General features: G+C 73.7%; 26 protein-coding genes and 1 pseudogene. 11 read left to right on the top strand and 16 right to left on the bottom strand.

What is annotated here, in order from left to right:
* The first annotated feature begins 23 nt into the window (after window positions 1-23).
* A complete protein-coding gene (locus ACZ7FF_RS21325; protein ID WP_470813812.1) occupies window positions 24-1,172 on the top strand; it encodes a serine hydrolase domain-containing protein in 1,149 nt (382 codons plus the stop codon).
* 176 nt (window positions 1,173-1,348) lie between these two features.
* Window positions 1,349-1,645, top strand: coding sequence for a transposase (locus tag ACZ7FF_RS21330; RefSeq protein ID WP_470813957.1), 297 nt, complete (start codon window positions 1,349-1,351; stop codon window positions 1,643-1,645).
* 393 nt (window positions 1,646-2,038) lie between these two features.
* On the opposite strand, the gene ACZ7FF_RS21335 is transcribed toward ACZ7FF_RS21330, so the two are convergent.
* A complete protein-coding gene (locus ACZ7FF_RS21335; protein WP_470813813.1) occupies window positions 2,039-3,217 on the bottom strand; it encodes an acyl-CoA dehydrogenase family protein in 1,179 nt (392 codons plus the stop codon).
* Between the two features lie 120 nt (window positions 3,218-3,337).
* A complete protein-coding gene (locus ACZ7FF_RS21340) occupies window positions 3,338-3,712 on the bottom strand; it encodes a four-helix bundle copper-binding protein (protein ID WP_470813814.1) in 375 nt (124 codons plus the stop codon).
* Window positions 3,713-3,910: 198 nt separating this feature from the next.
* Here ACZ7FF_RS21340 and ACZ7FF_RS21345 point away from each other — a divergent pair, with 198 nt between their 5' ends.
* Window positions 3,911-4,276, top strand: a complete 366-nt coding sequence (locus ACZ7FF_RS21345; RefSeq protein WP_470813815.1) for a DUF6479 family protein — start codon at window positions 3,911-3,913, stop codon at window positions 4,274-4,276.
* A gap of 73 nt (window positions 4,277-4,349) precedes the next feature.
* Here ACZ7FF_RS21345 and ACZ7FF_RS21350 read toward each other — a convergent pair whose 3' ends face one another.
* From ACZ7FF_RS21350 to ACZ7FF_RS21370, 5 genes are all read right to left on the bottom strand, one after another.
* Window positions 4,350-4,805, bottom strand: coding sequence for an RpiB/LacA/LacB family sugar-phosphate isomerase (locus ACZ7FF_RS21350; RefSeq protein ID WP_470813816.1), 456 nt, complete (start codon window positions 4,803-4,805; stop codon window positions 4,350-4,352).
* A 453-nt stretch (window positions 4,806-5,258) separates the two neighbouring features.
* Window positions 5,259-6,509 (bottom strand): ANTAR domain-containing protein, encoded by a 1,251-nt coding sequence (locus ACZ7FF_RS21355; RefSeq protein ID WP_470813817.1) that lies wholly within the window; start codon window positions 6,507-6,509, stop codon window positions 5,259-5,261.
* Between the two features lie 126 nt (window positions 6,510-6,635).
* Window positions 6,636-7,079: an STAS domain-containing protein gene (locus tag ACZ7FF_RS21360; protein WP_470813818.1), complete on the bottom strand. Its 444-nt coding sequence runs from the start codon at window positions 7,077-7,079 to the stop codon at window positions 6,636-6,638.
* An 864-nt stretch (window positions 7,080-7,943) separates the two neighbouring features.
* Window positions 7,944-8,939 (bottom strand): glycosyltransferase family 2 protein, encoded by a 996-nt coding sequence (locus ACZ7FF_RS21365; RefSeq protein ID WP_470813819.1) that lies wholly within the window; start codon window positions 8,937-8,939, stop codon window positions 7,944-7,946.
* Window positions 8,936-9,532, bottom strand: coding sequence for a carbamoyltransferase C-terminal domain-containing protein (locus ACZ7FF_RS21370; RefSeq protein ID WP_470813820.1), 597 nt, complete (start codon window positions 9,530-9,532; stop codon window positions 8,936-8,938). The genes ACZ7FF_RS21365 and ACZ7FF_RS21370 overlap by 4 nt, the downstream gene beginning before the upstream one ends.
* Before the next feature lie 559 nt (window positions 9,533-10,091).
* On the opposite strand from ACZ7FF_RS21370, the gene ACZ7FF_RS21375 reads away from it, so the two are divergent.
* On the top strand, window positions 10,092-10,655 hold the full coding sequence (locus tag ACZ7FF_RS21375; RefSeq protein WP_470813821.1) for a hemerythrin domain-containing protein: 564 nt from the start codon (window positions 10,092-10,094) through the stop codon (window positions 10,653-10,655).
* Window positions 10,656-10,771: 116 nt separating this feature from the next.
* On the opposite strand, the gene ACZ7FF_RS21380 is transcribed toward ACZ7FF_RS21375, so the two are convergent.
* Both ACZ7FF_RS21380 and ACZ7FF_RS21385 read right to left on the bottom strand, forming a co-directional pair.
* A complete protein-coding gene (locus tag ACZ7FF_RS21380; protein WP_470813822.1) occupies window positions 10,772-11,110 on the bottom strand; it encodes a DUF3040 domain-containing protein in 339 nt (112 codons plus the stop codon).
* A 168-nt stretch (window positions 11,111-11,278) separates the two neighbouring features.
* The gene (locus tag ACZ7FF_RS21385) at window positions 11,279-11,677 is read right to left on the bottom strand and encodes a VOC family protein (protein ID WP_470813823.1); all 399 of its coding nucleotides are present in this window, start codon (window positions 11,675-11,677) and stop codon (window positions 11,279-11,281) included.
* 85 nt (window positions 11,678-11,762) lie between these two features.
* On the opposite strand from ACZ7FF_RS21385, the gene ACZ7FF_RS21390 reads away from it, so the two are divergent.
* Entirely contained in the window at window positions 11,763-12,806 is a 1,044-nt protein-coding gene (locus tag ACZ7FF_RS21390; protein WP_470813824.1) for a helix-turn-helix transcriptional regulator, read from the top strand.
* A gap of 61 nt (window positions 12,807-12,867) precedes the next feature.
* Here the strand turns inward: ACZ7FF_RS21390 and ACZ7FF_RS21395 are convergent, their stop codons facing one another.
* Window positions 12,868-13,074 (bottom strand): hypothetical protein, encoded by a 207-nt coding sequence (locus tag ACZ7FF_RS21395; protein ID WP_470813961.1) that lies wholly within the window; start codon window positions 13,072-13,074, stop codon window positions 12,868-12,870.
* A 4-nt stretch (window positions 13,075-13,078) separates the two neighbouring features.
* A pseudogene (locus ACZ7FF_RS21400) lies at window positions 13,079-13,159 on the bottom strand (50S ribosomal protein L31); the annotation flags it as partial.
* A gap of 327 nt (window positions 13,160-13,486) precedes the next feature.
* Here ACZ7FF_RS21400 and dhaK point away from each other — a divergent pair.
* Genes dhaK through ACZ7FF_RS21415 form a run of 3 tightly spaced genes read left to right on the top strand, consistent with a single transcriptional unit; the run spans window position 13,487 to window position 15,537 of the window.
* Window positions 13,487-14,479 carry a dihydroxyacetone kinase subunit DhaK gene (gene dhaK, locus ACZ7FF_RS21405; protein WP_470813825.1) on the top strand — a complete coding sequence of 331 codons (993 nt, stop codon included), beginning with the start codon at window positions 13,487-13,489 and terminating at the stop codon, window positions 14,477-14,479.
* A gap of 46 nt (window positions 14,480-14,525) precedes the next feature.
* Entirely contained in the window at window positions 14,526-15,125 is a 600-nt protein-coding gene (dhaL, locus tag ACZ7FF_RS21410; protein WP_470813826.1) for a dihydroxyacetone kinase subunit DhaL, read from the top strand.
* 1 nt (window position 15,126) lies between these two features.
* The gene (locus tag ACZ7FF_RS21415) at window positions 15,127-15,537 is read left to right on the top strand and encodes a PTS-dependent dihydroxyacetone kinase phosphotransferase subunit DhaM (RefSeq protein WP_470813827.1); all 411 of its coding nucleotides are present in this window, start codon (window positions 15,127-15,129) and stop codon (window positions 15,535-15,537) included.
* Here the strand turns inward: ACZ7FF_RS21415 and ACZ7FF_RS21420 are convergent.
* Window positions 15,522-16,301, bottom strand: a complete 780-nt coding sequence (locus tag ACZ7FF_RS21420; protein WP_470813958.1) for a glycoside hydrolase family 75 protein — start codon at window positions 16,299-16,301, stop codon at window positions 15,522-15,524. The two genes, ACZ7FF_RS21415 and ACZ7FF_RS21420, sit on opposite strands and share 16 nt — an antisense overlap.
* 448 nt (window positions 16,302-16,749) lie before the next feature.
* On the opposite strand from ACZ7FF_RS21420, the gene ACZ7FF_RS21425 reads away from it, so the two are divergent.
* Together ACZ7FF_RS21425 and ACZ7FF_RS21430 are read left to right on the top strand one after the other, a co-directional pair.
* Window positions 16,750-17,721, top strand: a complete 972-nt coding sequence (locus ACZ7FF_RS21425; RefSeq protein WP_470813828.1) for a fibronectin type III domain-containing protein — start codon at window positions 16,750-16,752, stop codon at window positions 17,719-17,721.
* Window positions 17,722-17,922: 201 nt separating this feature from the next.
* Window positions 17,923-18,486, top strand: a complete 564-nt coding sequence (locus ACZ7FF_RS21430; protein ID WP_470813829.1) for a hypothetical protein — start codon at window positions 17,923-17,925, stop codon at window positions 18,484-18,486.
* Between the two features lie 7 nt (window positions 18,487-18,493).
* On the opposite strand, the gene ACZ7FF_RS21435 is transcribed toward ACZ7FF_RS21430, so the two are convergent.
* The 4 genes from ACZ7FF_RS21435 to ACZ7FF_RS21450 all read right to left on the bottom strand — a co-directional run bounded on the left by ACZ7FF_RS21435 (window position 18,494) and on the right by ACZ7FF_RS21450 (window position 22,589).
* Window positions 18,494-19,039 (bottom strand): PadR family transcriptional regulator, encoded by a 546-nt coding sequence (locus ACZ7FF_RS21435; RefSeq protein WP_470813830.1) that lies wholly within the window; start codon window positions 19,037-19,039, stop codon window positions 18,494-18,496.
* A gap of 30 nt (window positions 19,040-19,069) precedes the next feature.
* Window positions 19,070-21,085 carry an NADPH-dependent 2,4-dienoyl-CoA reductase gene (locus tag ACZ7FF_RS21440; RefSeq protein WP_470813831.1) on the bottom strand — a complete coding sequence of 672 codons (2,016 nt, stop codon included), beginning with the start codon at window positions 21,083-21,085 and terminating at the stop codon, window positions 19,070-19,072.
* 151 nt (window positions 21,086-21,236) lie between these two features.
* The gene (locus tag ACZ7FF_RS21445; protein WP_470813832.1) at window positions 21,237-21,611 is read right to left on the bottom strand and encodes a hypothetical protein; all 375 of its coding nucleotides are present in this window, start codon (window positions 21,609-21,611) and stop codon (window positions 21,237-21,239) included.
* A 96-nt stretch (window positions 21,612-21,707) separates the two neighbouring features.
* Window positions 21,708-22,589, bottom strand: a complete 882-nt coding sequence (locus tag ACZ7FF_RS21450; protein ID WP_470813833.1) for a hypothetical protein — start codon at window positions 22,587-22,589, stop codon at window positions 21,708-21,710.
* Between the two features lie 318 nt (window positions 22,590-22,907).
* On the opposite strand from ACZ7FF_RS21450, the gene ACZ7FF_RS21455 reads away from it, so the two are divergent.
* Entirely contained in the window at window positions 22,908-24,986 is a 2,079-nt protein-coding gene (locus tag ACZ7FF_RS21455; RefSeq protein ID WP_470813834.1) for a SpoIIE family protein phosphatase, read from the top strand.
* Window positions 24,987-25,186: the final 200 nt, after the last annotated feature.

Raw genomic sequence — 25,186 nt, forward strand, 5'->3', positions numbered from 1 at the left:
GCGATCTTCTGGAAGGCGGCTTCATGATGACCCTGCACGACTTGCTCGAAGCCCACGTCGGTGCCGGTACGCTGCCGGGAGCGGTTGGCCTCGTGGCCCGGGGTGACCAGGCCGAGGTGGTGGCCGTCGGCGCGCAGGACACCGGCGACGGCGCCCCGATGGCGAGGGACTCCATCTTCCGGGTCGCCTCGATCACCAAGTCCGTCACCGCCGCCGCACTGCTGATCCTCGTGGAGGAGGGCACGATCGCACTGGACGACCCGGTCGGGATGTGGCTGCCGGAGCTGGGGAAGCCGGTGGTCGTACGCACGCCGGCAAGCCCGGTGGACGACGTGGTGCCGGCCGACCGGCCCATCACCGTACTCGACGTGCTGGCCTCCCAAGCCGGGTACGGATTCCCCTCCGATTTCACACTGCCGGCGGTGCAGGAGTTGTTCACGGTGCAAAAGGACGGCCGGGTGCCGAGCAACTTCCCGCCGGCCGACGAGTGGATGGCGGCGCTCGGCCGCATCCCGCTGCTGTACCAGCCGGGCGCTGCCTGGCTGTACGACACCTGCTCCGTCCTGCAGGGGGTATTGATTTCGCGGGTCACCGGACAGCCGCTGCCGGAGTTCCTGACGGAGCGGATCTTCGGGCCGCTGGGCATGGTGGACACCGGTTTCGAGGTGCCGGCCGCCAAGCGGAGCCGGTTCACCAGCTTCTACAGGCCAGGCGACGACGGCGGCCTGGAGCTCGCCGACGGCCCGGACGGCGAGTGGAGCAGCCTGCCCGCGCTGCCGCTCGGCAATGGCGGGCTGGCCTCGACCGCCGACGACTGGCTGGCCTTCTGCCGGATGCTGCTGGCCGGCGGGGTGGCGGCCGACGGCCGGCGGGTGCTGTCGGCCGACTCCGTACGCATGATGACCACCGACCATACGAATCCGGCGCAGCGCGACATCGGCCGACTGTTCCTGGAGGGCCAGGGCTGGGGCTTCGGCGGCTCGGTTGACATCGACCGGACCAACCCGTGGAATACGCCCGGTCGTTACGGCTGGGTCGGAGGCACGGGCACAGTGGCGCACGTCATCCCGGCCACGGGCGTGGTCACCATCCTGCTGACTCAGGTAGCAGCGATGGGTCCCGTGCCGGCACCGGTGATCAGGGAGTTCTGGCGGTACGCGGCGGACGCCTGAATCACGCATCTCACGCCCGTGGCCTCACGGTGGGCTCAGCTGACTGGGGGGGCGAGACCTGACCACGACGCATGGCTGTTCAAGCCCGCAAAGAGACCTTGCTGAGGCATCCCGGTCGAGCGTGACCGTTGTGACGATCTGATCGTGCGGTGGGTGTGACGACTCGGCCGTGGATCGTGGACGATGGCTTATGGGCGCTGATCGAACTGCTGCTGCCGCCCTGGCCGACGCGGTCGCCGGGGCCGAGGCCAGTGGATGATCGGCTCTGTCTGCAGGGCATCCCTTACGTCCTGCGCCGAGGCATCGCCTGGCAACTCCTGCCGCTGAAGCTGGGATTCGTACAAAGCCACGCCGGCATGACGCCCAGCCCGCATACGTTCTCGGCGAGAGCCAGCACGCTGTGCAACAGGGCGGTCTACCCGCTACGAGCCCCGCTGCCCTGCCTTCCGACACGAGTGCCGGAGCCCGACTGATCGCTCTGCAGTGCGCACTCTGCACGAACGACGCCGCTCAGGTCAGGCTGCCTGGCGGAATGCTCCGCAGCCTCCGCCTCGAACCGGTCTCGGATGCTGTGCGTGAACTCGCCGATGCCGGATGGCTGCGCATGCTGCCGTCTGGGGAACGCCCGGCGCAGGTCCGAGTGGTGGACACTGCCCTACTCGCGCATCACCCGGCTCGCCCGGACCGGTCGCAGGCGGCCGACTGGGCACTACGCGTCGCCTGCCGTGCCCGCCCGGCCTCACACCCTCTTCCCATGCGTGTCACGCTGTGCGTCGCCAGTCGCTGCCGCCTCGGCACCAGCAGAATGGTCTTGGTGCCAACCATCCCGCTTTTGTGCCACCTAAAAAGCCCAGTCACACCGCAGGCTAACGCCGCACCCGGGGCATCCCCAGACCGATCCAGGAGATGATCTCGCGCTGGATCTCGTTGTTGCCGCCGCCGAAGGTGAAGATGACGGCCGAGCGGTAGCCGCGCTCCAGTTCGCCGTGCAGGACGGCTCCCGCGGACCCCTCCTTCAGCGGGCCGGCGGCCCCGACGATCTCCATCAGCCAGGCGTAGGCGTCCCGGCGGGCCTCGGAGCCGTAGACCTTGACGGCGGAGGCGTCCTGCGGGGTGAGGGTGCCCTCCTCGACGGCGCTGACCATCTGCCAGTTGAGGAGCTTCATCGCATCCAGCCGGGTGTGGGTGCGGGCGAGCAGCCGGCGCACCCAGGACAGGTCCGCGACCCGGCGGCCGTCGGCGAGCTTGGTCTCCATGGCCCAGCGCTGGACGTCGTGCAGGGCGCGGATCGCCATGGTGCCGTGGGCGGCGAGGGTGACGCGTTCGTGGTTGAGCTGGTTGGTGATCAGCCGCCAGCCCTGGTTCTCCTCGCCGACGCGGCGGGAGACGGGGACGCGGATGTTCTCGTAGTAGCTGGCGGTGGTGTCGTGCGAGGCGAGGGTGTTGATGACCGTGCACGAGTAGCCGGGATCGGAGGTGGGCACCAGCAGCATGGTGATGCCCTTGTGCGGCGGGGCCGCCGGATCGGTGCGCACGGCGAGCCACACCCAGTCCGCGGTGTCTCCGTTGGTGGTCCAGATCTTCTGCCCGTCGACGACGTACGTGTCGCCGTCGCGCACGGCCCTGGTCCGCAGCGCGGCGAGGTCGGTGCCGGCGTCGGGCTCGCTGTAGCCGATGGCGAAGTCGATCTCGCCGGAGAGGATGCGCGGCAGGAAGTACGACTTCTGCTCCTCGGTGCCGAACCGCATGAGCGTCGGGCCGACCGTGTTCAGCGCCATCAGCGGCAGCGGTACGCCGGCCTGGGCGGCCTCGTCGAAGAAGATGAACTGCTCCATCGCCGTCATGCCGCGCCCGCCGTACTCCGTGGGCCAGCCGACGCCGAGCCAGCCGTCGGTGCCGAGCCGCCGGATGGTGTCGCGGTAGAACCGCTTCTGGGCGGCCGGGTCGGCGTACCGGGCGTAGGCGTTGTCCGGGACCAGCTGCGCGAAGTAGGCGCGCAGCTCGGCGCGCAGTCGTAGCTGCTCGGGCGTGTGGTCGAGGTGCACGGCGCCTCCAGGCTCCCCAAGGGCGGTCCTGACGGCGCACACCGTAGAACGTGTTTCAGTAATTGGGAATGGCGGGCCCGGGGCGAATTGCGCCGCACGTCCGGCTCCCCGCCGGGGAGGTCACCTCAGCGTCTCCAGGAAGTCGGTGCACGCCTCGGCGCAGATCCGGCAGGAGGCCGCGGCCGACTCGGCGCCGGGCTGCTCGTCGAAGGCGTGGGCGCATTCGAGGCAGACCTGGCGGCACCACTCCAGCCGGACCCGGATCCCCTCCTCGTCCTGCTTGGTCTCCTCGCACAGCACCCGGCAGGTGGCGTCGCACACCTCGGCGCACATGATGCCCAGCCGGCGCACCCGCTCCTGGTGCTCGGTCCCGCCCGGGTCGACGAGGCTCGCGCGCACCGCGCAGGCCCGCGCGCACTCCGTGCACGCCTGCGCACACGTGAAGCGGTCCTCCAGGAACCGGTACAGCTGCTGCTGCGAAGTCTGCGGTGTCACGCCGTGCGGGTAGCCGGGTCACCGATCCGCAAACACCTTTCCGGGACGAGCAAGCAGGGAGCGGGGGGAGAAAGCCGACGAGGGCGGGGAGCGCCCGCGGCCGGGTGCCGTCCGGCCACGGCGGCCGGTCGCCGTGTGTCGTCGCAGGTCACGGATGGTGTCCGGTTCGTCCCGGTCTGGGTGGGGTATGCCTGAGTTATGACTACCGCATCGATGCAGCTGGCCGCGGCGAGCGGCCTGATGAGCCTCGTGCTCTTCATCGTGGCCGTGGCTCTCCTGGCAGTGCTCGGCGGCGGCTTCTGGCTGACCTCCCGCGTCAAGTACCGCGAGTCCGCGCGCCCGCGCCCCGAGGAGCAGCCCAAGCTGCCGCCGGAGGGAGCCGTGCACGAGGTCCGGGAGAACAGGGAATCCGCCGAGGTTCCCAAGACGCCCAAGGGCGGCCGTCCGCTCACTCCGTACGAGCTGACCAACATGGATTCGAGGCCGAGCGACAACAAGGACCGACCACGCTGGAGCAAGGGATCGAGCGGTTCCTTCGGCGGCGGCGGGCTCGGCGCCCACTGACCCCCGGCCCCGGTACGACCGAACACCGGACCACGACGAGTCGGTCCCCGGCCCGCGCCGGGTCGTTCTGCGCCTAGCAGCCCTCCCGGGCGGCGTCCAGACGGCCGACGCGGGCCACGTTCTGCCGGTCCTCCGGGTCCTGGCTGGGCTCGGCCGCGAACCAGGCGTCGAGGATCTCCCTCAGCAGCGGCTCGGAGGTCAGCCGCAGGCTCAGCGCGAGGACGTTGGCGTCGTTCCAGCGGCGCGCGCCGTCCGCGGTGACGGCGTCCGCGCACAGGGCCGCGCGGACCCCGGGCACCTTGTTCGCCGCGATGGACGCGCCGGTGCCGGTCCAGCAGCACACCACCGCCTGGTCGGCCGCGCCCTCGGCCACGTCCCGGGCCGCCGCCTCCGTGCAGGCCGCCCACTGGGCGTCGGCCCCGGGCAGCAGCGCGCCGTGCGCGCGCACCTCGTGTCCGCGGTGCCGCAACTCCGTCACGAGCAGCCGGGCCACGGGTTCGTCCATGTCGGAGGAGACGGAGATCCGCATACCCCGGAGCGTATCGCCGTGCGGCGTGGCAGGCCGTATCGCCGTGCGGCGTGGCAGGCCCGTGGACCGATCCGTCGCCGCACGACCCCCGCACCACTGTGGTCCGCAAGCCGCCCCCCGGGCCGACGCGCGACAGGGCCCCGAGGCGCGCGGCCGTCGGGGCAAGGGGTGATCGGGTTGCTGGGCTGGGGGCACACCGCCACCTTCTCCCCCGCCCTTGCGGCCCTGGTCGAGCCGTGGGGCCGGGCGGCCTCGCCGCGGGCGGGCGTCCGGTGGGTCTTGTGCCGCCCGCCGTCCTGCGGCGGGGCGCCTCCCCTGTCACCGCGCCGCTGTTCGGGCTGCCGCGGATCGGACACGCGCCGGACTCCCTCCGTGTGGTGCGTGCGTGGTCCGGTTTCTCACGGCCACGCGCGCGACGCACCACCCGTCGCCAGGACCCGCGCCGCTCCCCGCTCAGCGAGCGGCGCGGGTCAGCTTGCGGTGGAGATGCTCCAGGGTGTCGAGGAGGACCGAGCGGTGGTACCAGGCCAGCCAGGCCGAGGTGTCGGCGGCCAGCAGGCCCAGGGCCTCGGCCTGCGCCGGGGCCGGCCGGTGCCCTGCATCGGGCCAGTGCACCGTGATCAGTCCGACGCAGGATCCGGCCGAGGACAGCACCGGCAGGCACTGGAGTGCTCGGGCGCCCGCCCCGAGGAGGGCGCGCCGGCTGTCGTCGGACAGCAGCGCGTCGGTGGCCACGTCGGGCACGCTCACCCGCCGTCCCCGCGTCCGGGCGACCGCCTCGGCCGTGCCCTCGTCCCGGCCCCGCACGAGCTGGTCGAGGAAGGCGTCCGGGCAGCCGTAGTGCGTCTCCAGCGTCAGCGCGTTCACGGCCGGGTCCACGAACAGCACATGACCGGCGGGCGCGCGCCCGATGGCCAGGGCCTCGCGCAGCACGGCGTCGATCATCCGGCCACGGCAGCGGGGGTCGGGGCCGCCGCGGGCGAGGATCCGCAGCTGGGGCACGGGCAGGGAGCGGCGGCCCGGGAACCACACCCCGCCGTCCGGCGGCCGGGCGACCACCACCGCGGACACGAGGACGCGCAGCGGCACGTTGAACCGCTGCGATGCCTCCCGCAGGGCCCGGAAGGCGCTGCCGGAGTCCGGCAGGCCGTAACGGGCCATGAGCATGCCCTGCGCCATGCCGATCACCGGGGCGGTGCGGACCCGGGCGCGCAGCGCGCGGACCTCCTGGTGCAGGTCCTGGTACGAGGGCCGCAGCGGGTCCGCCATCTGTGACCGCCAGGCGGGCAGCTCCTCCACCTGGGAGGCGGCCCGGGCCAGTTCCCGCAGCGCCTCGTCGAGCGTGGCGTACAGCTGTACGCCGTTCAGACGGGCCAGGTGCACCGCCTCGCGCACGCCCGGCCGGGCCCGGACGATGATCAGGTCCGGGCGACCGCCGCGCGCCCGGGTCGTCTCGCTGAGCGTGCGCAGTACGGCGGCGCCGCCCAGTTGCACATGGGCCATGTCGAGGACGGGTCGCAGCCCGGCGTGGTCCGCCTGTTCCAGGTGCCCGCGCAGTTCCTCCGACCAGGCCCGGGCCCCCTGGGCGTCGAGGCTGCCGGACATGCGCAGGAGCAGGGCGCCCTCGGCGGGGAGTCCCTCCACCACGGAGGACTCGATGACGAGGGGGGCCGGGGCGCCCGGCCGGTCGGAAGAAGCTTTCATGGCATCACCCAGACAGGACGTCAGTGAGGACCGGATCGGCGCCTTCCTGACCTTGGACCACCACATTGCACGGCCGGTGCCGGTCTCTCAACCGCACCCGGACCGGTCCCCCGGCCCGGGCCGGGATCAGCGGGCGCCGCCGGCGTGCGGGCGCCCTGCCGGGGGCTCGGGGGGCCGCGGGGCCCTGCCGGGCTCCAGGGCGTGCAGGGCGGATGCCATGGTCGCGTGCACCCGGACGCCGGGCAGGCCGGCGGCGCGCAGGGTCTCCCGGATGTGCGGCCTGGGCTGGACGACGGGCAGCGCACGGCCGGCGAAGGCGAGGATCCCGGTGGCCCGGTCCAGGGCGCGCACGCCCGCGACGCAGCCGAGATACGCCTCCGACAGGTCCAGGAGAGGGTGTTCCCCGGCCCGATCGGCGTGGGTGATGTGGTCGGCGACGGCCACGGAGAACGCCGTGGCGTTGGTCGCGTCGACGGTGCCCAGAGCCTTCAGGACACTGATCCGGCCGACCTCGCGGCGGTGCTCGCGCAGCGACTGCAGAAGCAGCGGAGGGGCCTCGCCCGATTGCACGCGGGCAGGGGAAAGCTGACCGTTTTCCATGGGAACAGAGCTTCCTGGAGGGAAGAATCAGCCAGCCGCGTCATGACCGGGAGGCTCACTGTGCCCGTACCGGGGCGGCCGGCGCAACGACCGCCCCCGGCGTGTCGCCACCGGCCCGGCCAGGAGACGGCCGGCCGTCGCACCGCCGGGCGGGTGAGGCCCGCCACACCCACCGCGGTGCGACCGCCCGGCGCTCCGGATCGGACGGGACCGGGTCGCGGCGCGGGCCCATGGCAGTACGGCCGCGGACCGGATCGTGGCGCGGGCCCACGACAGCTACGGCTTCCCGCGCGCGGGTCGGCAGGGTGGCGCGGCCGGGGTCGGCGTCGACCGGGGTAACCGGGGCATCCAGGGCGCCGAGCGCCCGGAGGTCCTGGGCAGCCGGAGCAGTCCGGGCGTCCGGAGCGCCGGGGGTCCGGGGGCCCGGGGGCCCGGGGGCCCGGGGGCCCGGGGGCCCGGGGGCCCGGGGGTCCGGGGGCCCGGGGGCCCGGGGGTCCGGGGCAGCCGAGGCATCCAGGGCGCCCGGAAGTCCGGGGCAGCCGAAGCAGTCCGGGCGTCCGGAGCGCCCAGGGGTCCGAGGGTCCGAAGCAGCCGAGGCATCCAGGGCGCCCGGAAGTCCGGGGCAGCCGAAGCAGTCCGGGCGTCCGGAGCGCCCAGGGGTCCGAGGGTCCGAAGCAGCCGAGGCATCCAGGGCGCCCGGAGGTCCGGGGCAGCCGAGGGCGCCCAGGGCAGCCGGAGCCGTCCGGGCGTCCGGGACGTCCGGGGTGCCCTGCTCCAGCGGGGCGTCCGCCGCGAGGGTGCCGCCGCGGTGGAGCAGGGCGGCGGACATGTCCGTCACCCGGCACCTTCCTGGGCTTCGGCGTGCCGGTGACGGACGAGGCCGCGCAGCCAGTGCCGGACGGCGAGCGGCGGGATGAGCACGCTGGTGCCGAGCATTCCGGCGATCTCGCGGGCGGTACGGGGGCCGGGCAGGATGCGGGCGAGGGCGAACTCGGCGGTGCCGAGCGTCCACAGGGCCGCGCAGGCGACGGCGGCGCGGCGGCGTCCGGCGAGCGCGCAGGCGGCCCCGGCGAGCGCGGCTCCGGTGACCACCAGGTGGCGGTGCAGCCGGCCGCCGGGCGCCCGGGCGCGGGCCCACCAGTCGGGACCGCGCAGCCGGTTCGTCAGCGCGTCGTCGGCGGTGCCGCGCTGCGCGGGCAGCGAGGCCCACCAGTGGGCCGGACGGACCGGGTGCCGGGTGACCCGCCTGCCGCGGCACAGCGTCCAGCCGGCCCGCTGCACGCGCAGGGCGAGGTCGGCGTCCTCCCGGAAGGTGCGCGGAACGCGCTCGTCGAAACCGCCGACCCTGACGAGCGCCCGGGTGCGGTAGGCCATGTCGGCCGTGGACCAGGCCGCGTTCTCCAGGCCCTTGGTGTCGCCGGCCCGGTCGGTGGGCCCGCGGTCCAGGGGCAGGGGGATACGCAGCTGCCCCTGGACACCGCCGACGTCCTCGCCGGCCTCCCGCAGGTCCTCGGCGAGCAGCCGGGACCAGTCCGGCAGCACCTGGACGTCGTCGTCGAGGAAGACCGTCCAGGGTGTGGTGACGGTACGCCAGCCGGCGTTGCGGGCCGCGGCCGGACCCTTGCCGCAGGTGCGCAGGGTCCGTACCCGGTCGAGCAGCGGCCCGGCGGCCTCCAGCGGCAGGTCGCCGTCGGGCGTGGGCCGGTCGTCGACGAGGACCACCCGGTGGGGCGGGTGCCCCTCAGCCCGGGCGAGCGCACGCAGGCACTCGGCGAGACAGGGGCGGCCGACCGTCGGCACGACGACGGTGTAGGCGGGCGTACGGTTCATGCGAAGCCCCTCCCCCGCCGGATCGTGGACGGCCCTGGGACCAGCGGGTCCACGCGGGCCGGGCCGACGCGCTCCAGGGCGTCGCGCGGGGCGTGGGCCACGGGCCGCCCGGCCGTGTCCAGGCTGGTGTCGACCACCGCCGGCAGACCGGTCCGCCGTTCGAAGCCGGCGGTCACCAGGGGCGCCAGGGGCCCTTCGGAGCGGCGCACCGTCCGTATGCGGGCCGTGCCGTCCGCCTGCGCGACGGCCGGGACCCGGGCCGGCCGCTCGCCGTGCCTGAGGCGTGAGAACCACTTCTTCTGCGCGGCCGACACGGCCCTGCCGCCGGTGATCACGGCGGCGGGAGTGTGGAGGAGGGCGTCGGTACCGGGGCCGCGCATGCGCCGCGTCCGTGCGAGCAGGGAGCGGGCTCCGCCGGTCCCCGGAGCGTCGCGGGTGCCGAGGCTGCCCGCGTCCAGGGTCTTCGGGGGCAGGTGGCCGCCGGGCGGGGCCGGGCGGGCGAACCGCGGCACCGGGTCGTACGGGCCGACCGGCCGCGCCGCGCAGCCGGTCACGAGGGCGCGCAGGCGGGGGAACGGTGTGTCACCAGTCATGGGGAGGCTGTTCCTTGTCGTCCTTCGTCCACGACGTCCGCGCGCCGGAAACGGCGCCCGCGTGGGGCGTCCGGCGCGTACCGCGTCGCGGGGCCCGGCGATCGCCGGGCCCGCAGCGTAGGAAGAGGACAGGGCTCGGGTCCCGCTGATCCGGAGGACCGCCCTGGTCGGCCGCCACTTGCTGGACGGCACTGGCAGGCGTCCCCTGCCAGTCGGTTTCACACGTTGGGCTCTCATTGTCCGGTGGGCCCGCCGCTCGCGCGACTCCGGTGACCGGCGGCCGTGGAGACCGGCGTCGCTCCTCCCGGGCACACCGGTGTCGCTCCCGGGCGCCGCGGGACTTCCCGGGGCGGGCGCCCGCCCCGGGCGGCCCGGCACCGGCGGGATCCGGCCCACCGCTGCGGAGGATGCGCACCCGGGTCCGGCCGGATGGCCGTCGCCCGCCACTCGATGTGCTGACGGGGGCGGGCGCGGCCGTGTAGCACGTGGAGCCCGGGGCACTCGACGCGGCGACGGCCGGCCGTTCACGGCCGCCGCGTCCTACTCAGGAGGTGTCGACATGGGTCACGGCGGAAACGTCATCCAGGAGCTGACGACCGACCATCGCGAGGTCGAGGAGATGTTCGGCCGCATCGAGGCGCTGCCGCCCAGTTCCGAGGAGCGCAAGACCATCTGCGACCAGGCCACGATCGAGCTGGTGCGCCACTCGGTCGCGGAGGAGTCGTATCTGTACCCCGCGGTGCGCAAGCACATGGCGGGCGGGGACGCGCTGGCCGACAAGGAGCTGGAGGACCACGCCAAGGCCGAGCAGATCATGAAGGACCTGGAGGGCCTGCGCGCGGACGACGCGCGGTTCGACACGCTCATGGCGCAGCTGATGAGCGAGATCCGGTCCCACGTGACGGACGAGGAGCAGAACCTCTTCCCCCGCCTGGAGGCGAGTTGTCCCCCCGACGCGCTGATGGACCTGGGCGACAAGGTGCGCCGTGCGAAGAAGATGGCTCCGACCCGTCCGCACCCGTCGGCTCCGGACACTCCCCCGGCCAACAAGCTGCTGGCCCCCGGCGCGGGTCTGGTCGACCGGATGCGCGACGCGCTGTCGGGGCGGGGCAAGGAGGGCTGAACGCCCGGCCGAGCCGAGCGCCCGGCCTACGCGATCCGATCCGGTCGGGACCTGTCTGCGCCCGTCGGCCGTGACGGCCGGCGGGCGCAGACAGGTCCGCTGGGCCCGGCGGATGCTCACAGCCAGGGAGCCACCCGTTCGGCGGCCCCGGCCCGGTGCCGGGTCGTCCGGCACAGCAGGCGGAACGCCTGGAAGAGGGTCAGCGGCCACAGCAGCGCGAAGCACCACAGCAGCGCGGGATCCGAGGTACGGATGCCCATGACGGCGGCGAACGCCGACGCGACGGCAAGCAGCAGCACTCCCACCGGCAGCCAGACCTCCCGGCGCGCTCCGCCCATGCGGCGCGCGAACCGCCGGTCCTGCCTCAGTCGCGCCTCTATCTCCAGCAGCGCGAGGCGCTCACCCGGCGACAGCCGTATCTCGTCGTGCATCTCCCACATCTCCCAGTCGTCCACGGCAACGGCACCTCCTCCGACGGTCGGCGGCCTCCGTGTCCGCACCGAGTTCCCCCTGACGGCCGTACCGATGCGGGACCGGCCCGCGGTCCCCTGCCGCGGCCGGTCCACCGGCGTTCGGTGCCTCGGTCCCCGGCACGGCGACGGGCCGGGGGCCGCGGAGCGGAGTCAGACGCCGAACCTCGCGCGGGCCTGCTCGGTGACCGGGGTGAACAGGTTGACCAGGTTGCCGTCGGGGTCGCGGAAGAGCAGCGCGCGGTTGCCCCACGGCATGTCCTTGGGCTCGGTCACCACATCGGTGAGCCCGTCCCGCAGGCGGGCGTAGTCCGCGTCGACGTCGTCGACGATGAACTCGACGATGGCGCTGCGGTTGGCCGCCGGCTCCGCGCTGTCCGCGGCGAACAGCGGCACGGTCTTGTCGCTGCCTATGGCCAGGGTGCCGACGGGTGTTCCGATCTCGGCGAACAGTTCGCCGCTCCACACCGCGCGCACCCCTGTCACCCGTTCGTAGAAATCGACGAGGCGTCCCACATCGGCGGTGATGATCCGTACCGAGACGAGCTTCATGTCCTTCTCCCTTTCAGTCCGTGCCGAGGACGCTAGCGGTGATACCGGACAGAATCCGCCCTGTATCCGTGGAATCCTTGCGAGCATGGCCCGACCGACCTCTCGCGTGCTGGCGCTGCTGGAGATCCTGCAGGCCGGCGGCACACACACCGCCGGAGAACTCGCCGGCCGGCTCGACGTGGACGAGCGCACCGTGCGCCGTTACGTCGGGCACCTCATGGACCTCGACGTGCCCGTACGGTCCGAGCGCGGCCGGTACGGCGGCTTCCGGCTGGCCCCCGGTTTCCGCATGCCGCCGCTGATGCTGACCGACGAGGAGGCGCTCTCGGTGCTCCTGGGCCTGCTGGCCGCCGAGCGTTCCGGTCCGGTCCCGGCGTCGGCCGCGGCCACCCGGAGCGCCGCGGCGAAAGTACGGCGGGTGCTGCCCGCACGGCTCGGCGTACGACTGGCGGCGCTGCTGGAGACCGCGGGCTTCACCGCGCCGAGGCAGTCGGGCGCCGTGCCGGAGACCGACGTGCTGCTGCTCTTCGCGCAAGCCGCCCGGGAGCGGCGGGCGGTGGCCTTCACGTACCGCTCCGGCGACGGACGGGTCGGCGAGAGGACCGTCCATCCGTACGCCATGGCCGCCCACGCGGGACGCTGGTACGTGACCGGCCCGGACCTCGCCGGTGGCGGGGACCGGACGTTCCGCCTGGATCGGGTGGAGAGGGCCGCGCTCCTGCCGCAGACGTTCGACCTCCCCGACGAGCGCGACCCCGGTGAGCGGCTTCTCGACTCCCTCGCGACGGCGCCGCGCCGGTATGCCGTCCGGGTGCTCGTGCGGGCCGACCGTGCGCACGTCGAGCGGCGCGTGCCGCCGGGCCTGGCGGTCGTGGACCCGGTCGCACCGGAGGACCTGCCGGCCGACGCGCCGGCGGGCAGCGGGCCCTGGGTCAGGGTGCGGCTCCAGGCCGAGCAACTGGACTGGGTGCCTTCACTGTTCGCCTGGATCGACCGGCCCTTCGTGATCGAGGAACCGTCCGCCCTGCGCGACCACGTCCGCGCCCTCGCGGACCGCCTCCTCCGGTCCGCCGAACGTTCCCCGACCGACCCGGCCGATCCGGTCGATCCGGTCGACCCGGCGCCGTGATGCCCCTGGCCTCCTCGAAAGAGTCCTGCGGATCAAGGCTGTTGGCGCCACGGCGGCCGTCTCACGGACTGATGATGCGCGTCGCTCCGTTGAATCGTCGGCCGGCACTCTGCAGGCGCACGGCGCCCTCCGCGGCGCGTGTCAGGTCGTGGTGCTGCGCCATCACGCCGGAGACCGTGCGCACGATCTCCGCCACGGCGCTCCGGCGGGCGTCGGCGCGCGGGCCGGCGACGATCGCGACCGGCAGCCGCGTCCGGCCGGAGTTCACCGTTCGCCCCACTGCGGCCGCAGCGCCGTTCGAAGCGCTCGACCCGGCCCGCGGTGTCCAGGACCCGCTGGGTGCCGGTGTGGAAGACAGGCGGCCGTGGACCGGCTGAGGAAGGCGTGGCCGGCGGCCCTGGCGCCGGCCGGCGGTCCGTCCGGCGCATATCCGGCCCCCCGGCGCAGATGACCTTCGGTGCCGCAAGGCCGATACTGAGGAGCGAGACTCCGTCCGCCCCAAAGGTGCCCCGGGGGGATCCGATGACCCGTCAGCCGTGTCGCCGTCCGGACGGCGGCAGTACCGCCGCACCTCGCTCCCGGCCGCGGCCGGCCGATCGGGTCGCCCACTCGTCGTACCCCCTCTGAACAGGAAGAACGCCGGTCAAGGACCCACCTGCTAACTTTCCTAGGAGATAGGCATGAAAATGCTGATCAACGTGCCGGAGACCGTCGTGGCGGACGCGCTGCGCGGGATGGCGGCGGCGTATCCCGATCTCAACGTGGACGTGGAGAACCGGGTGATCGTCCGCCGGGACGCCCCGGTGTCCGGGCAGGTCGCGCTGGTCTCGGGTGGCGGGTCGGGGCACGAGCCGCTGCACGGCGGGTTCGTCGGTCACGGCATGCTGGCCGCGGCCTGTCCGGGCGAGGTGTTCACCTCCCCGGTGCCGGACCAGATGGCGCGTGCCGCGGCCGCGGTGGACAGCGGCGCGGGTGTGCTGTTCGTCGTGAAGAACTACACCGGTGACGTGCTCAACTTCGACATGGCGGCGGAACTGGCCGAGGACGAGGGCATCCAGGTCGCCAAGGTGCTGGTGAACGACGACGTGGCCGTCACCGACAGCCTGTACACGGCCGGGCGGCGCGGCACCGGGGCGACGCTGTTCGTGGAGAAGATCGCGGGCGCCGCGGCGGCCGAGGGGCAGCCCCTGGAGCGCGTGGAGGCGGTCGGCCGGCAGGTGAACGAGAACTCACGCAGCTTCGGCGTGGCGCTCAGCGCCTGCACGACCCCCGCGAAGGGCACCCCCACCTTCGACCTGCCCGACGGCGAACTGGAGTTGGGCATCGGCATCCACGGCGAGCCCGGCCGGGAGCGGCGGCCGATGATGACCTCCGGGGAGATCGCCGACTTCGCGGTGCACGCGATCCTGGAGGACATGCCCCCGCGCAACCCCGTGCTCGTGCTGGTCAACGGCATGGGCGCCACCCCGCTCCTGGAGCTGTTCGGCTTCAACGCCGAGGTGCAGCGGGTGCTGTCCCAGCGCGGGGTCGCCGTGGCCCGCACCCTCGTCGGCAACTACGTCACCTCGCTCGACATGGCGGGCGCCTCGGTGACGCTGTGCCAGGTCGACGAGGAACTGCTGCGGCTGTGGGACGCGCCGGTGAAGACCCCTGCGCTGCGCTGGGGGATGTGATACGGCGGAGGCTGTGCCCGACACCCCTACCACGCATGGAGGTCCAGTGCTCGACGCCGACTTCTTCCGCCGTTGGATGACGGCGACCGCCGCGTCCGTGGAACGCGAGGCGGGACGGCTCACCGCCCTCGACTCGGCCATCGGGGACGCGGATCACGGCAGCAACCTGCAACGCGGGTTCACCGCCGTGCGGGCCTCCCTGGAGAAGGAGGCGCCGGACACCCCGGGGGCCGTCCTGACCCTCGCCGGACGGCAGCTGATCTCGACGGTGGGCGGCGCGTCGGGACCGCTGTACGGCACCCTGCTGCGCCGGGCCGGCAAGGCGCTCGGCGAGGACGCCGAGGTCAGCGAGGCTCAGCTGGCCGAGGCGCTGCGGGCGGGCGTGGAGGGTGTGATGGCGCTCGGCGGGGCGGCAGCCGGCGACAAGACCATGATCGACGCCCTGCTGCCCGCGGTGGACGCGCTCGCGAACGGTTTCGAGGCCGGACGGGCCGCGGCCGAGGAGGGCGCGGTCGCCACCACTCCGCTGCTGGCCCGCAAGGGCCGGGCGAGCTATCTCGGCGAGCGCAGCATCGGTCACCAGGATCCCGGGGCGACCTCGTCGGCGCTGCTGATCGCCGCGCTCGTCGACGCGGCGGAGGGCTGACGTGAGTGAGGAGAAGCTGGTCGGGATCGTGCTGGTGTCGCACAGCGCGGAGGTGGCGGCCTCGGTCGCCGAGCTGGCCAAGGGGCTGGCGGGCGGGGCCACGGCGGTGCCGGTGGCCCCGGCGGGCGGCACGGAGGGCGGCGGGCTCGGTACCAGCGCCGAGCTGATCTCCGCCGCCGCGGCCTCGGTCGACCGGGGTGCCGGGGTGGCGGTGCTCACCGACCTCGGCAGCGCCGTGCTCACGGTGAAGGCGCTGCTCGCCGAGGGCGACGAACTGCCCGGCAACACGCGCCTGGTGGACGCCCCGTTCCTGGAGGGCGCGGTGGCCGCGGTGGTCACCGCGTCCGCCGGGGCGGACCTGGCCGCGGTGGAGGCCGCCGCGACCGAGGCGTACGGCTACCGCAAGGTCTGAGGGTCGTCGGGCGCGTCGGGGGCGTCGGGGTCCTCCGGTTCGTCCGGGGTGGCCGGCCGCTTGTCCGTGCTCGTCACGAACTCCCTGGCCAGCCGCTCCCCCGTCGCCACCGCGGCCGCATGGTCCTCCAGCGGATCGACGGTCGAGTTCTTGAAGACGATGTAGGTGACGCCGGAGGGCACGCCGCCGTCGATGGGCCCGGGGCGGATGCCGAGGCCCTGGGCGGTGGCGTAGGAGGCCTCGCCGATGAGGTCCTGCGGGCCGGTGTCGCCGACGACCGCGTACTGCACCCGGTCCTGGTAGACGACGGCGGCGACGGAACCTCCCTTCACCCCGTCCGCGCGGTAGTCCCAGATGGCCCCCGGGGTCGGTACGACGACGTAGGGCAGGGTCTCGGCGTTCAGCATGCGGCCGTCGGACTGCTGGAAGGCGGTGGCGGAGGCGAACAGCGGGTCGGTGCCGCTGTTGCAGTGGGTGGTGACCCGGCCGTCGCAGTCGATGTCCAGGTCGGCCTTCCAGAAGACGGCGTTCCTGGTGCCGCAGACGGGCACGGTGGCGGGGCTGTCGGCGTCGGTGCGGTACCGGCCGTGGGAGATCTGGGTGCAGGTGCCGACCCGTGCCAGCAGGTCCGCGGCGGTGACGGATCCCTCTTTGGGTGCCACGACTCCCTGCCGGGGCGGGACGGCCGCGGCGGGGTCGGGGAGCGTTGCGGGGGCGAGCAGGGCGGCGCCGGCCGCGGCCAGCGTCAGCGACGGGACACGCACACGCACGATGAGGGAACCTCTCATTGGGGACAAGGGGGACATTCCGCTCACTGTGGTGCCGACTCGGCCGAGCGGCTACCGAGGCCGCCCCGAAGGGGCCGGATGGAGCACGCCCCTGACACTCCGTAAGGGGACAACGGGCCCGATGGAGGGGAGCCGGAGCCCGGAAAAGGGCAACGGGGGACGTCGGGGGCCGGGGGCCCGGTCCGACTGCGCCCCGGACCCCCGGCCGCCCGCGTCGGCGCGGGTCCTGCGACGACAGCGTGTCCGCGCCAGGGGCATGAACTCCCGTGTCTTTCCGGGTAGTTCAGCCGTAGGAGCACTCAGCATACGTAACTTCCCCACATGGTCACCATCGGCCCCTTGCCGCGGGAGCGCCGGTCGGGCCATATTGGTCCGGACCTTTGCTGTGCCGCCGAGGCCGTCACCGATCCGGGGAGGCAGCACCGTGCGACGCGTTCCCCTTCCGCTGGTACCGGTCTGCGGGGCCCTGCTGCTGGTCGCGTCCTGCGGCTGGGGCCGGGCCGCCGGGGACGACGGCCGGGCACCGGGCGCTCCGACGGGTGTGACCGCACGGGCGGGCAGCGCCACGACCGTGCACGTGATGTGGAACGCGGTCGCCGACGGCCCCGGCATCCGCGCCTACGAGGTGTACCGCGGCACCGCCAAGGTCCAGGATGTGCCGGGTTCGCTGCGCATGGTGGACGTCGTCGGGCTCAGGCCGTCCACCGGGTACGCCTTCACCGTGCGGGCCCGGGACACCGACGGCCGGCTCGGCCCGCCGAGCCGGCCGGTACGGGCCCGGACCCCCGCCCTGACGGCGGCCGACCGCTCGGCGCCGACCCGCCCCGGAACGCCCACCGGGCGCGTCCTCGGCAGCCGCGCCGTCGAGCTGTCCTGGAGCGCCTCCCGGGACGACCGGGGCGTGCTGTCGTACGACGTCTGCCAGGGCGGAGTGAAGATCCACAGCGTCGGCGGGGACCAGACCGCGGCCGTGGTCACCGGGCTGCGGCCCGGGACCCGTTACGTGTTCACCGTGCGGGCCCGGGACGCCGCCGACAACCTCTCCCCCGCCGGCGCCCCGCTCCGCCTCACCACCGCGGGCACCGACGACGGCCTCGGCACCGCGCCCACCGGCTTCACCGCCGCCACCCACCGGGCCGGCGGTGCCTACTACGTCGACCTGTCCTGGGATCCCCCGCGCACGGACGGGGTGATCACCGAGTACCTGATCGGCCTCGACCGCACCGCCACCACCTCGCTGGTGTGGGGCGGCACCCCGCCGCGCGGCCGGGCGCACCACAGCTTCTACGTGGGCCGGGCCGCCGGCGAGGAACACCGGGTACGGCTGCGGGCCCGGCTGCCGGACGGCACCTGGGGCGGCTGGTCGGCGGAGCGGACGGTCACCACGGGTGGCTGACGGACGCCCCCCGCGGGCCGGGCGACGTACCCCGCACTCCGCGCCTCGTGCTCCGGCTGAAGGAATCCTTCACCCGGGCGGGCGCCTCCGCATGCGGCGGCGCCCGGGGCGTCGTTGGCTGGCTGCCGAGGCAGCACGGACGTTTCCCGACCTCGGCGGCGCATGGGACGTACCGCCAACCGTGCCGTCGGAGGCCAGCCCATGCTCAACTCCAGACTCCCGCAGCGCTCCGGTCTGATCCTGGCGGCCGCCGCCGCGCTCTCGGCCGCACTCGCCTCGCCGTCCGCCGCCCAGTCCGGCATCTCGGTCAGCACCACCGGCTCCACCGTCTCCGTGGTCACCAGCGCGTGCACGCAGATCAACGGGAGCTGGGGCAGCGCGGCGCTGCTCACCAGCCGGCAGGCGAACTTCTCCCAGGGCCGGCAGGCCGCGCTCGCGGGCACCACCGTCAGCCAGTCCGCGGGCTGGACCGGGGTGAGCCCGGGGACGTACACCGTGGTCGTGGTCTGCTCCAGCGGCACCACGGCGGGCACCCAGTCGGTGGTGGTCTCCTCCGGCACCGGCCAGGCGCCGGGCACCGGCCGGGTGCCGACGGCCCGTCCGGCCACCACGACGGCACCCTCGCGGGGCGTGATGGGCGGCCTCGGCGGTGCCGCCCGCGACTACGGCACGCTTACGCTGGGCATCGGCGCGGCGCTGGTCGGCGCGGGCGTCGTCGCCACCGGCTGGTTCCTGCGCCGCCGCTCCAAGCCGTACCGGCTCTGAGCGCCGCTCAGTCGGCCCCGGGCAGCTCGGCGAACTCCGCGAGGGCGTGGGTGAGCCACTGCGTCCAGAAGGTCTCCAGGTCGATGCCCGCCCGCAGGACCAGATGGCGCAGCCGGTCCTGCGGGGCGTCCCGGTCCGGCGGGAAGTCGCGCTTCTCGATCTCCTGGTACTCGGCCAACTGCCGCCGGTGCAGCTCCAGATGGCGCTCCAGGTCCGCGCCCAGGCCGCCGGTGCCGACCACCGCAGCCGCGCGCAGCCGCAGCAGGAGCGTGTCCCGCAGCGGCTTGGGTTCCTGGGCGGCGGCGGTCCAGCGCTCCAGCTCCGCGCGGCCGGCGGGCAGCACCTCGTAGCTCTTGCGCTGCCCGCGGGCCGGCTGCTCGGCCGGCAGCGTGCGGATGAAGCCCTCGGCCTCCAGCTTCCCGAGCTCGCGATAGATCTGCTGGTGCGTCGCGGACCAGAAGTAGCCGATCGACTTGTCGAACCGGCGGGTCAGCTCCAGTCCCGACGACGGCTTTTCCAGCAGGGCGGTGAGGATCGCGTGCGGGAGTGACATGGGCTCATCCTAGGTACCGGCGCGGCGTCCCTACAGCGCCGCTGCCAGCTCGGTGCCCTGCTTGATGGCGCGCTTGGCGTCCAGCTCGGCCGCGACGTCCGCGCCGCCGATCAGGTGCGCGCTGCGCCCGGCGGCGACCAGTGCCTCGTACAGCTCACGGCGCGGCTCCTGGCCGGTGCACAGCACCACGGTGTCGACCTCCAGGACCGTGCTCTCCTCGCCGACGGTGATGTGCAGGCCGGCGTCGTCGATCCGGTCGTAGCGCACGCCCGGCACCATGGTGACCCCGCGGTGCTTCAGCTCGGTGCGGTGGATCCAGCCGGTGGTCTTGCCGAGCCCGGCGCCGACCTTGGTGGTCTTGCGCTGGAGCAGGTGGACCTGGCGGGGCGGGGCCGGCCGCTGCGGCGCGGCGAGGCCGCCCGGCGCCCGGTACTCCATGTCGACGCCCCAGTTGCGGAAGTACGTCCCGGGGTCCTCGCTCGCCTTGTCGCCGCCGTCGGTGAGGTACTCGGCGACGTCGAAGCCGATGCCGCCGGCCCCGAGGACCGCGACCCGGTCGCCCACCGGGGCGCCACCCTGCAGCACGTCGAGGTAGCCGACGACGCGGGGGTGGTCGATGCCCGGGATGTCGGGGGTGCGCGGGCTGACGCCGGTGGCGACGACCACCTCGTCGTAGTCCGCCAGGTCCTCGGCCGTCACCCACGCGCCGAGGCGTACGTCGACGCCGTGGGCGTCGAGCTGGTGGCGGAAGTAGCGCAGCGTCTCGTCGAACTCCTGCTTGCCGGGGACCCTGCGGGCGACGTTGAGCTGCCCGCCGACCTCGCTCGCGGCGTCGAACAGCGTGACGGCGTGGCCGCGTTCGGCGGCGCTGACGGCGCAGGCGAGCCCGGCCGGGCCGGCGCCGACGACGGCGACGCGCTTCCTGAGCCGCGTCGGCGAGAGCACCAGCTCGGTCTCGTGGCAGGCGCGCGGGTTGACCAGGCAGGAGGTGATCTGCCCGCTGAAGGTGTGGTCGAGGCAGGCCTGGTTGCAGCCGATGCAGGTGTTGATGGCCTCCGGCGTGCCGGCGGCGGCCTTGGCGACGAAGTCGGGGTCGGCGAGCATCGGCCGGGCCATGGACACCATGTCCGCGTACCCGCCGGCCAGCAGCTCCTCCGCGAGCTCCGGGGTGTTGATGCGGTTGGTGGTCACCAGGGGTACGGAGACCTCGCCCATGAGCTTCTTGGTGACCCAGGTGTAGGCACCGCGCGGCACGGAGGTGGCGATGGTGGGGATCCGGGCCTCGTGCCAGCCGATCCCGGTGTTGATGATGGTCGCCCCGGCGGCCTCGACGGCCTTGGCGAGGGTGACGACCTCGTCGAGGGAGGAGCCGCCCGGGACCAGGTCCAGCATGGAGAGCCGGTAGATCAGGATGAAGTCGGGGCCGACAGCCTCGCGCACCCGCCGGACGATCTCGACAGGGAAGCGCATGCGGTTCTCGTACGAGCCGCCCCACCGGTCCTCGCGCCGGTTGGTCGGGGCGGCGATGAACTCGTTGACGAGGTAGCCCTCGGAGCCCATGATCTCGACGCCGTCGTAGCCGGCGCGCTGGGCGAGGCGGGCGGCGCGGGCGTAGTCGTCGATGGTCCGCTCGACCTCGGCGTCGGTGAGTTCGCGCGGCACGAAGGGGCTGATCGGCGCCTGCAGGGCGCTCGGTGCGACGAGGTCCTTGTGGTAGGCGTAGCGCCCGAAGTGCAGGATCTGCATCGCGATCCGGCCGCCCGCCTGATGTACCGCCTCGGTGACGGCCCTGTGCTGCTCGGCCTCCGCCTCGGTGGTCAGCCTGGCGCCGCCCTCGTAGGGCCGGCCCTCGTCGTTGGGCGCGATGCCGCCGGTGACGATGAGCCCGACACCTCCGCGGGCGCGGGCCGCGTAGAACGCCGCCATCCGCTCGAACCCACGCTCGGCCTCCTCCAGGCCGACGTGCATGGAGCCCATGAGCACGCGGTTGGGCAGCGTGGTGAAGCCCAGGTCGAGCGGGGTCGTCAGATGCGGGTAACGGCTCATGGGGCCCTCCGTGCGCGGTGTCGTCGCCTCCTGTTGTAGAGGACGCGACCCCGTTTATGCAACTAGTTGCACAACCGTCGGGCGCGGGCGGACACGAGCGACGCCCCGGGCGGCGCGGGGCCGGCCGGGGCGTCGTGACGGGCGGTACCGGTCAGCGGCTCTCCAGGCGGAGGTGGAGGTCCCTCTCCTGGTCGCCGGAGGCCGTGCACGTCTCGTGGACGGTGAACATCGAGTTGAGGGTGTCGCGGAACCGGTCCACGGCCCAGTAGCCGCCCTGGACGTCCGCCTGCACGGAGGCGTCCAGGTGGACCGGCGGACAGCCCGGCCGATGGGCGTCCGCGACGTCGTACGACCCGAGCCACACCATGGGGCGGGTCTCGTGGAGCTGCTGGGGCACCTCGTCGGCGCCCCGGTCGGACGCGAAGCAGGAACTCAGCGCCTCGAAGACGAGACGGGCGTCCTCCTTGGAGCATCCGCTGATCTCCACCATGACGGTTTCCGGATGCGACCGCTCCCTGTTCGCCATTGATCGCTCCTTTCGTGGCCGCGCTGCGGTGGAACGGGGTACCCCGCCGAACCGCGTCCACCCTTCAGGAAAGCACCGGGGGCCGATGAGCACACCTCAGCCGAGGGAGAACTTGTACGTCTTGCTGTCGGTGAGGATGCAGAAGCCCGGGGACATGACGATCACCCGCAGGATGCCGGTGCGCCGGTCGTAGTCGATGCCCTCCGCCTCGAACGTGCCCGAGCACGAGCTGCGCAGCGGCAGCGGGCGCAGGGCCGTGACATGACCGGAGACGTCGCCCGAGCCGTTCGGCGGGGCCGACAGGTCGATCTGGAGCAGCGGCTTGGTCATGCCGAAGAGGCTGCCGTCCGGGTCGTCGGAGGAGCACAGCAGGGTCGTCGGGCCGGAGAAGTCGCAGCCCTGCACGTCGCGCACGGCGTGGTCCAGGTTCACGTTCGCGACCTGCGGCAGGTTCGCGGAGGGTGAGGTGCTCGGGTTCTCGCCCGGGGTCGGGAAGACGAGCAGCCGGTTCATCGTGCCCCATTCGCCGGACAGCATCCACTGGCCGTCGGGCGAGATCGCGTCCCAGGAGTTGTTCAGGGCCTCGCCGGGGCTCAGCGTGTGGACGTACTCCGACCAGGCGCCGCCGGGCGACTGGACGCGGAACATCTTCGAGTTGCCGGAGTCCTGCTGGTAGGGCTCGATGTAGTAGCCCTGGTACGAGGCGTCGGGGTCGCCGACGTGGTTCCAGCCGCGGCTGGAGACGCCGAGCGGAATGGTGCCGATGCCGGTGTAGTGGTTCGGGCTGTTCGCCGGGACCTCCACCGAGGCCAGCCCCTGGCTCTCGGTCAGCGGGTCGGCGCGGTCGGAGCCGGTCTCGGTCCAGGTGCCGGCCGCGAAGGCGGGGCCGGGCGCGGCGAGGGACACGACGGCGGCGGTGGCGAGGGTGACGAGTCCGGCGAGAACTGCGTGACAACGTTGCCGGGCGGACGCGGGCATGACCGACTCCTCGGACGGGGGGGTGGGGGCACTCGCTCGGCGGACAGTCTGGCGTGGCGCCTTAGTCATGTACAGGCCAATGCGGCAACATGGGCGTGAACTCTCACGGCCCGCCGGATCGCGCTGTACGGTCTCGGCAGGAGGCCCCGCACCGCGCGACGCCGGCGCAGCGACGGCGGCGGACGTCCGCCGCCGTGGTGAGGAATGGTGGAGAAAGAACGGCACGGGCCTCGGAGAGTCGGGTGTGAGCGCGGTAGAACAAGGGGAGTCGGCACGGGGGACGACGTGCCGTGCGTACGGGCGAAGGCGGTGCGTGGCATGAGTGCAGCCGAGGCTCCGGTGACGGAGGGCGGCGAGCCTGCCCGCGGCCCCGAACGGCCGGGCGGGCTCCTCGACGTGCTCGGGGTGGCGTCGGTGGTGCTGGACACCGAGGGCCGCATCGTGCTGTGGAGCCCGCAGGCCGAGGAGCTTTTCGGCTACGGCGCGCGGGAGGCCCTCGGGCAGTACGCCGCCCGGCTCATGGTGCACGAACGGCACGTCGAGCTGGTCGGCAAGCTCTTCGCGGACGTGCTGCGCACCGGGCAGAGCTGGGCCGGCGGCTTCCCGATCCGGCACAAGGACGGCAGCACCCGTCTGGTGGAGTTCCGCAACATGCGGCTGATGGACGACCACGGCGACGTGTACGCCCTCGGGCTCGCCGCCGACCAGTCGACCGTGCGCCGGCTGGAACAGGACGTGGCGCTGTCCGAGCGGATGGTCAGGCAGTCGCCGATGGGGCTCGCCGTGCTCGACACCCAGCTGCGGTTCGTCTCGGTCAACCCGGCCCTGGAGAAGATCAACGGGCTGCCGGCCGCAGAGCACGTGGGGCGCAGCCTGCGCGAGGTGCTGCCGCAGCTGTACACCGACGCCCTGGCGGCCGCCGCCCACCGGGTACTGAGCACGGGTGCGCCGCTGATCGACGACATCCTCGTCGGCCGCACCCCCGCCGACCCGGACACGGACCACTCCTGGGCGATGTCGCTGTACCGCCTCGACGACTCCACCGGCAACGTGCTCGGTGTGGCCTGCTCGATGGTGGACATCACCGAGCAGCACCGGGCCTCCCTGGAGGCGGAGGCCGCGCGGCGCCGGCTCGCGGTCATCGCCGACGCCTCCGCCCGGATCGGCACGACCCTGGAGCTGGAGCGCACCGCCAGCGAGCTGGCCGAGGTCGCCGTGCCCGAGCTGGCGGACGTGGCCGCCGTGGACCTGCTGGACGCGGTCGTGGAGGGCCGGCCCAGCACACTCGGCCCGTCCGAGTCGGCGGTGATCCGGGCCTTCGCGCTCCGCCCCGAGAACGGCTCGGACGCCGTACGGGCGGCCGACCGGCCCGGCCAGATCGCCCGGTACGCGCCCGACCGCCTGGTCACCGAGTGCGTGCGCACCGGTGAGGCCGTGCTGGTTCCGCAGGTGAAGGACGAGGACCTGCCGCGCATCGCCCGCTCCCCCGAGGCGGCGGTGCTGCTGGGCCGGGCGGGCCTGCACTCCTACCTCGCGGTGCCGCTCATCGCGCGCGGCGAGGTGCTGGGCGCGCTCGACCTCAAGCGCACCGCCAACCCGGCGCCGTTCGACGAGGACGACGTCCTGCTCGCCAGGGAGCTGGCCGCCCGGGCCGCCGTGCAGATCGACAACGCGCGCTGGTACCAGAACGCCCGCAACACCGCGCTCACCCTCCAGCGCAGTCTGCTGCCGGGCCACCCGCCGGTGACGACCGGGCTGGAGGTCGCCTCCCGCTACCAGCCCGCGGGCGCGACCAGCGAGGTCGGCGGCGACTGGTTCGACGTCATCCCGCTGGAGGGCGGCAGGACCGCGCTCGTGGTGGGCGACGTCATGGGCAGCGGGATCAGCGCCGCCGCGACCATGGGCCGGCTGCGCACCGCGACCACCACACTGGCCGCTCTCGGCCTGGACCCGGCCATGCTGCTCGAACACCTGGACAAGACGACCTCGGCCCTGGACCACTCGATCGCGACCTGCGTGTACGCCGTCCACGACCCGCATCTGCGCCAGTGCCGGATCGCCAACGCCGGCCATCTGCCGCCGGCGCGGGTCCGGCCCGGGCGCCCGCCGGAACTGCTCGACCTGCCCACGGGGGTGCCGCTGGGCGTCGGCGGGGTCCCGTTCTCCACCGTCACCGTCGACTTCGAGCCCGGCGACGAGCTGGTGTTCTACACCGACGGGCTGGTGGAGACCCGCTGCCACTCGCTGGACGAGCGACTGGACTTCCTGCTCACCCTGCTCGACGATCCCGCGCGCCCGCTCGAGGAGGCCTGCGACCTCCTCCTGCGGACCCTGCACCACCCCGACAACCACGACGACGTGGCCCTGCTCATCGCCCGGGCTCAGGAACTCCCCTGAGCTGGCGGCCACTTGGCACCTCCGGCCCGGGAAGTCCGGCTCCGGGCACGGTTCCTGTCGGCTCGTCGGACGGCGCGCTCGCCGGACGGCGCCTGCCCCGCAGCGGGCCGGCCTCCCGCACCGCGTTCGCCCGCGCCGGCCGCGTCGGCGCGGGCGAACCGGCGTCGGTGTACGGACGCATCCTCCCCCCGCGGGTTCCG

It is taken from the genome of Streptomyces sp. NPDC037126, from assembly GCF_055605965.1.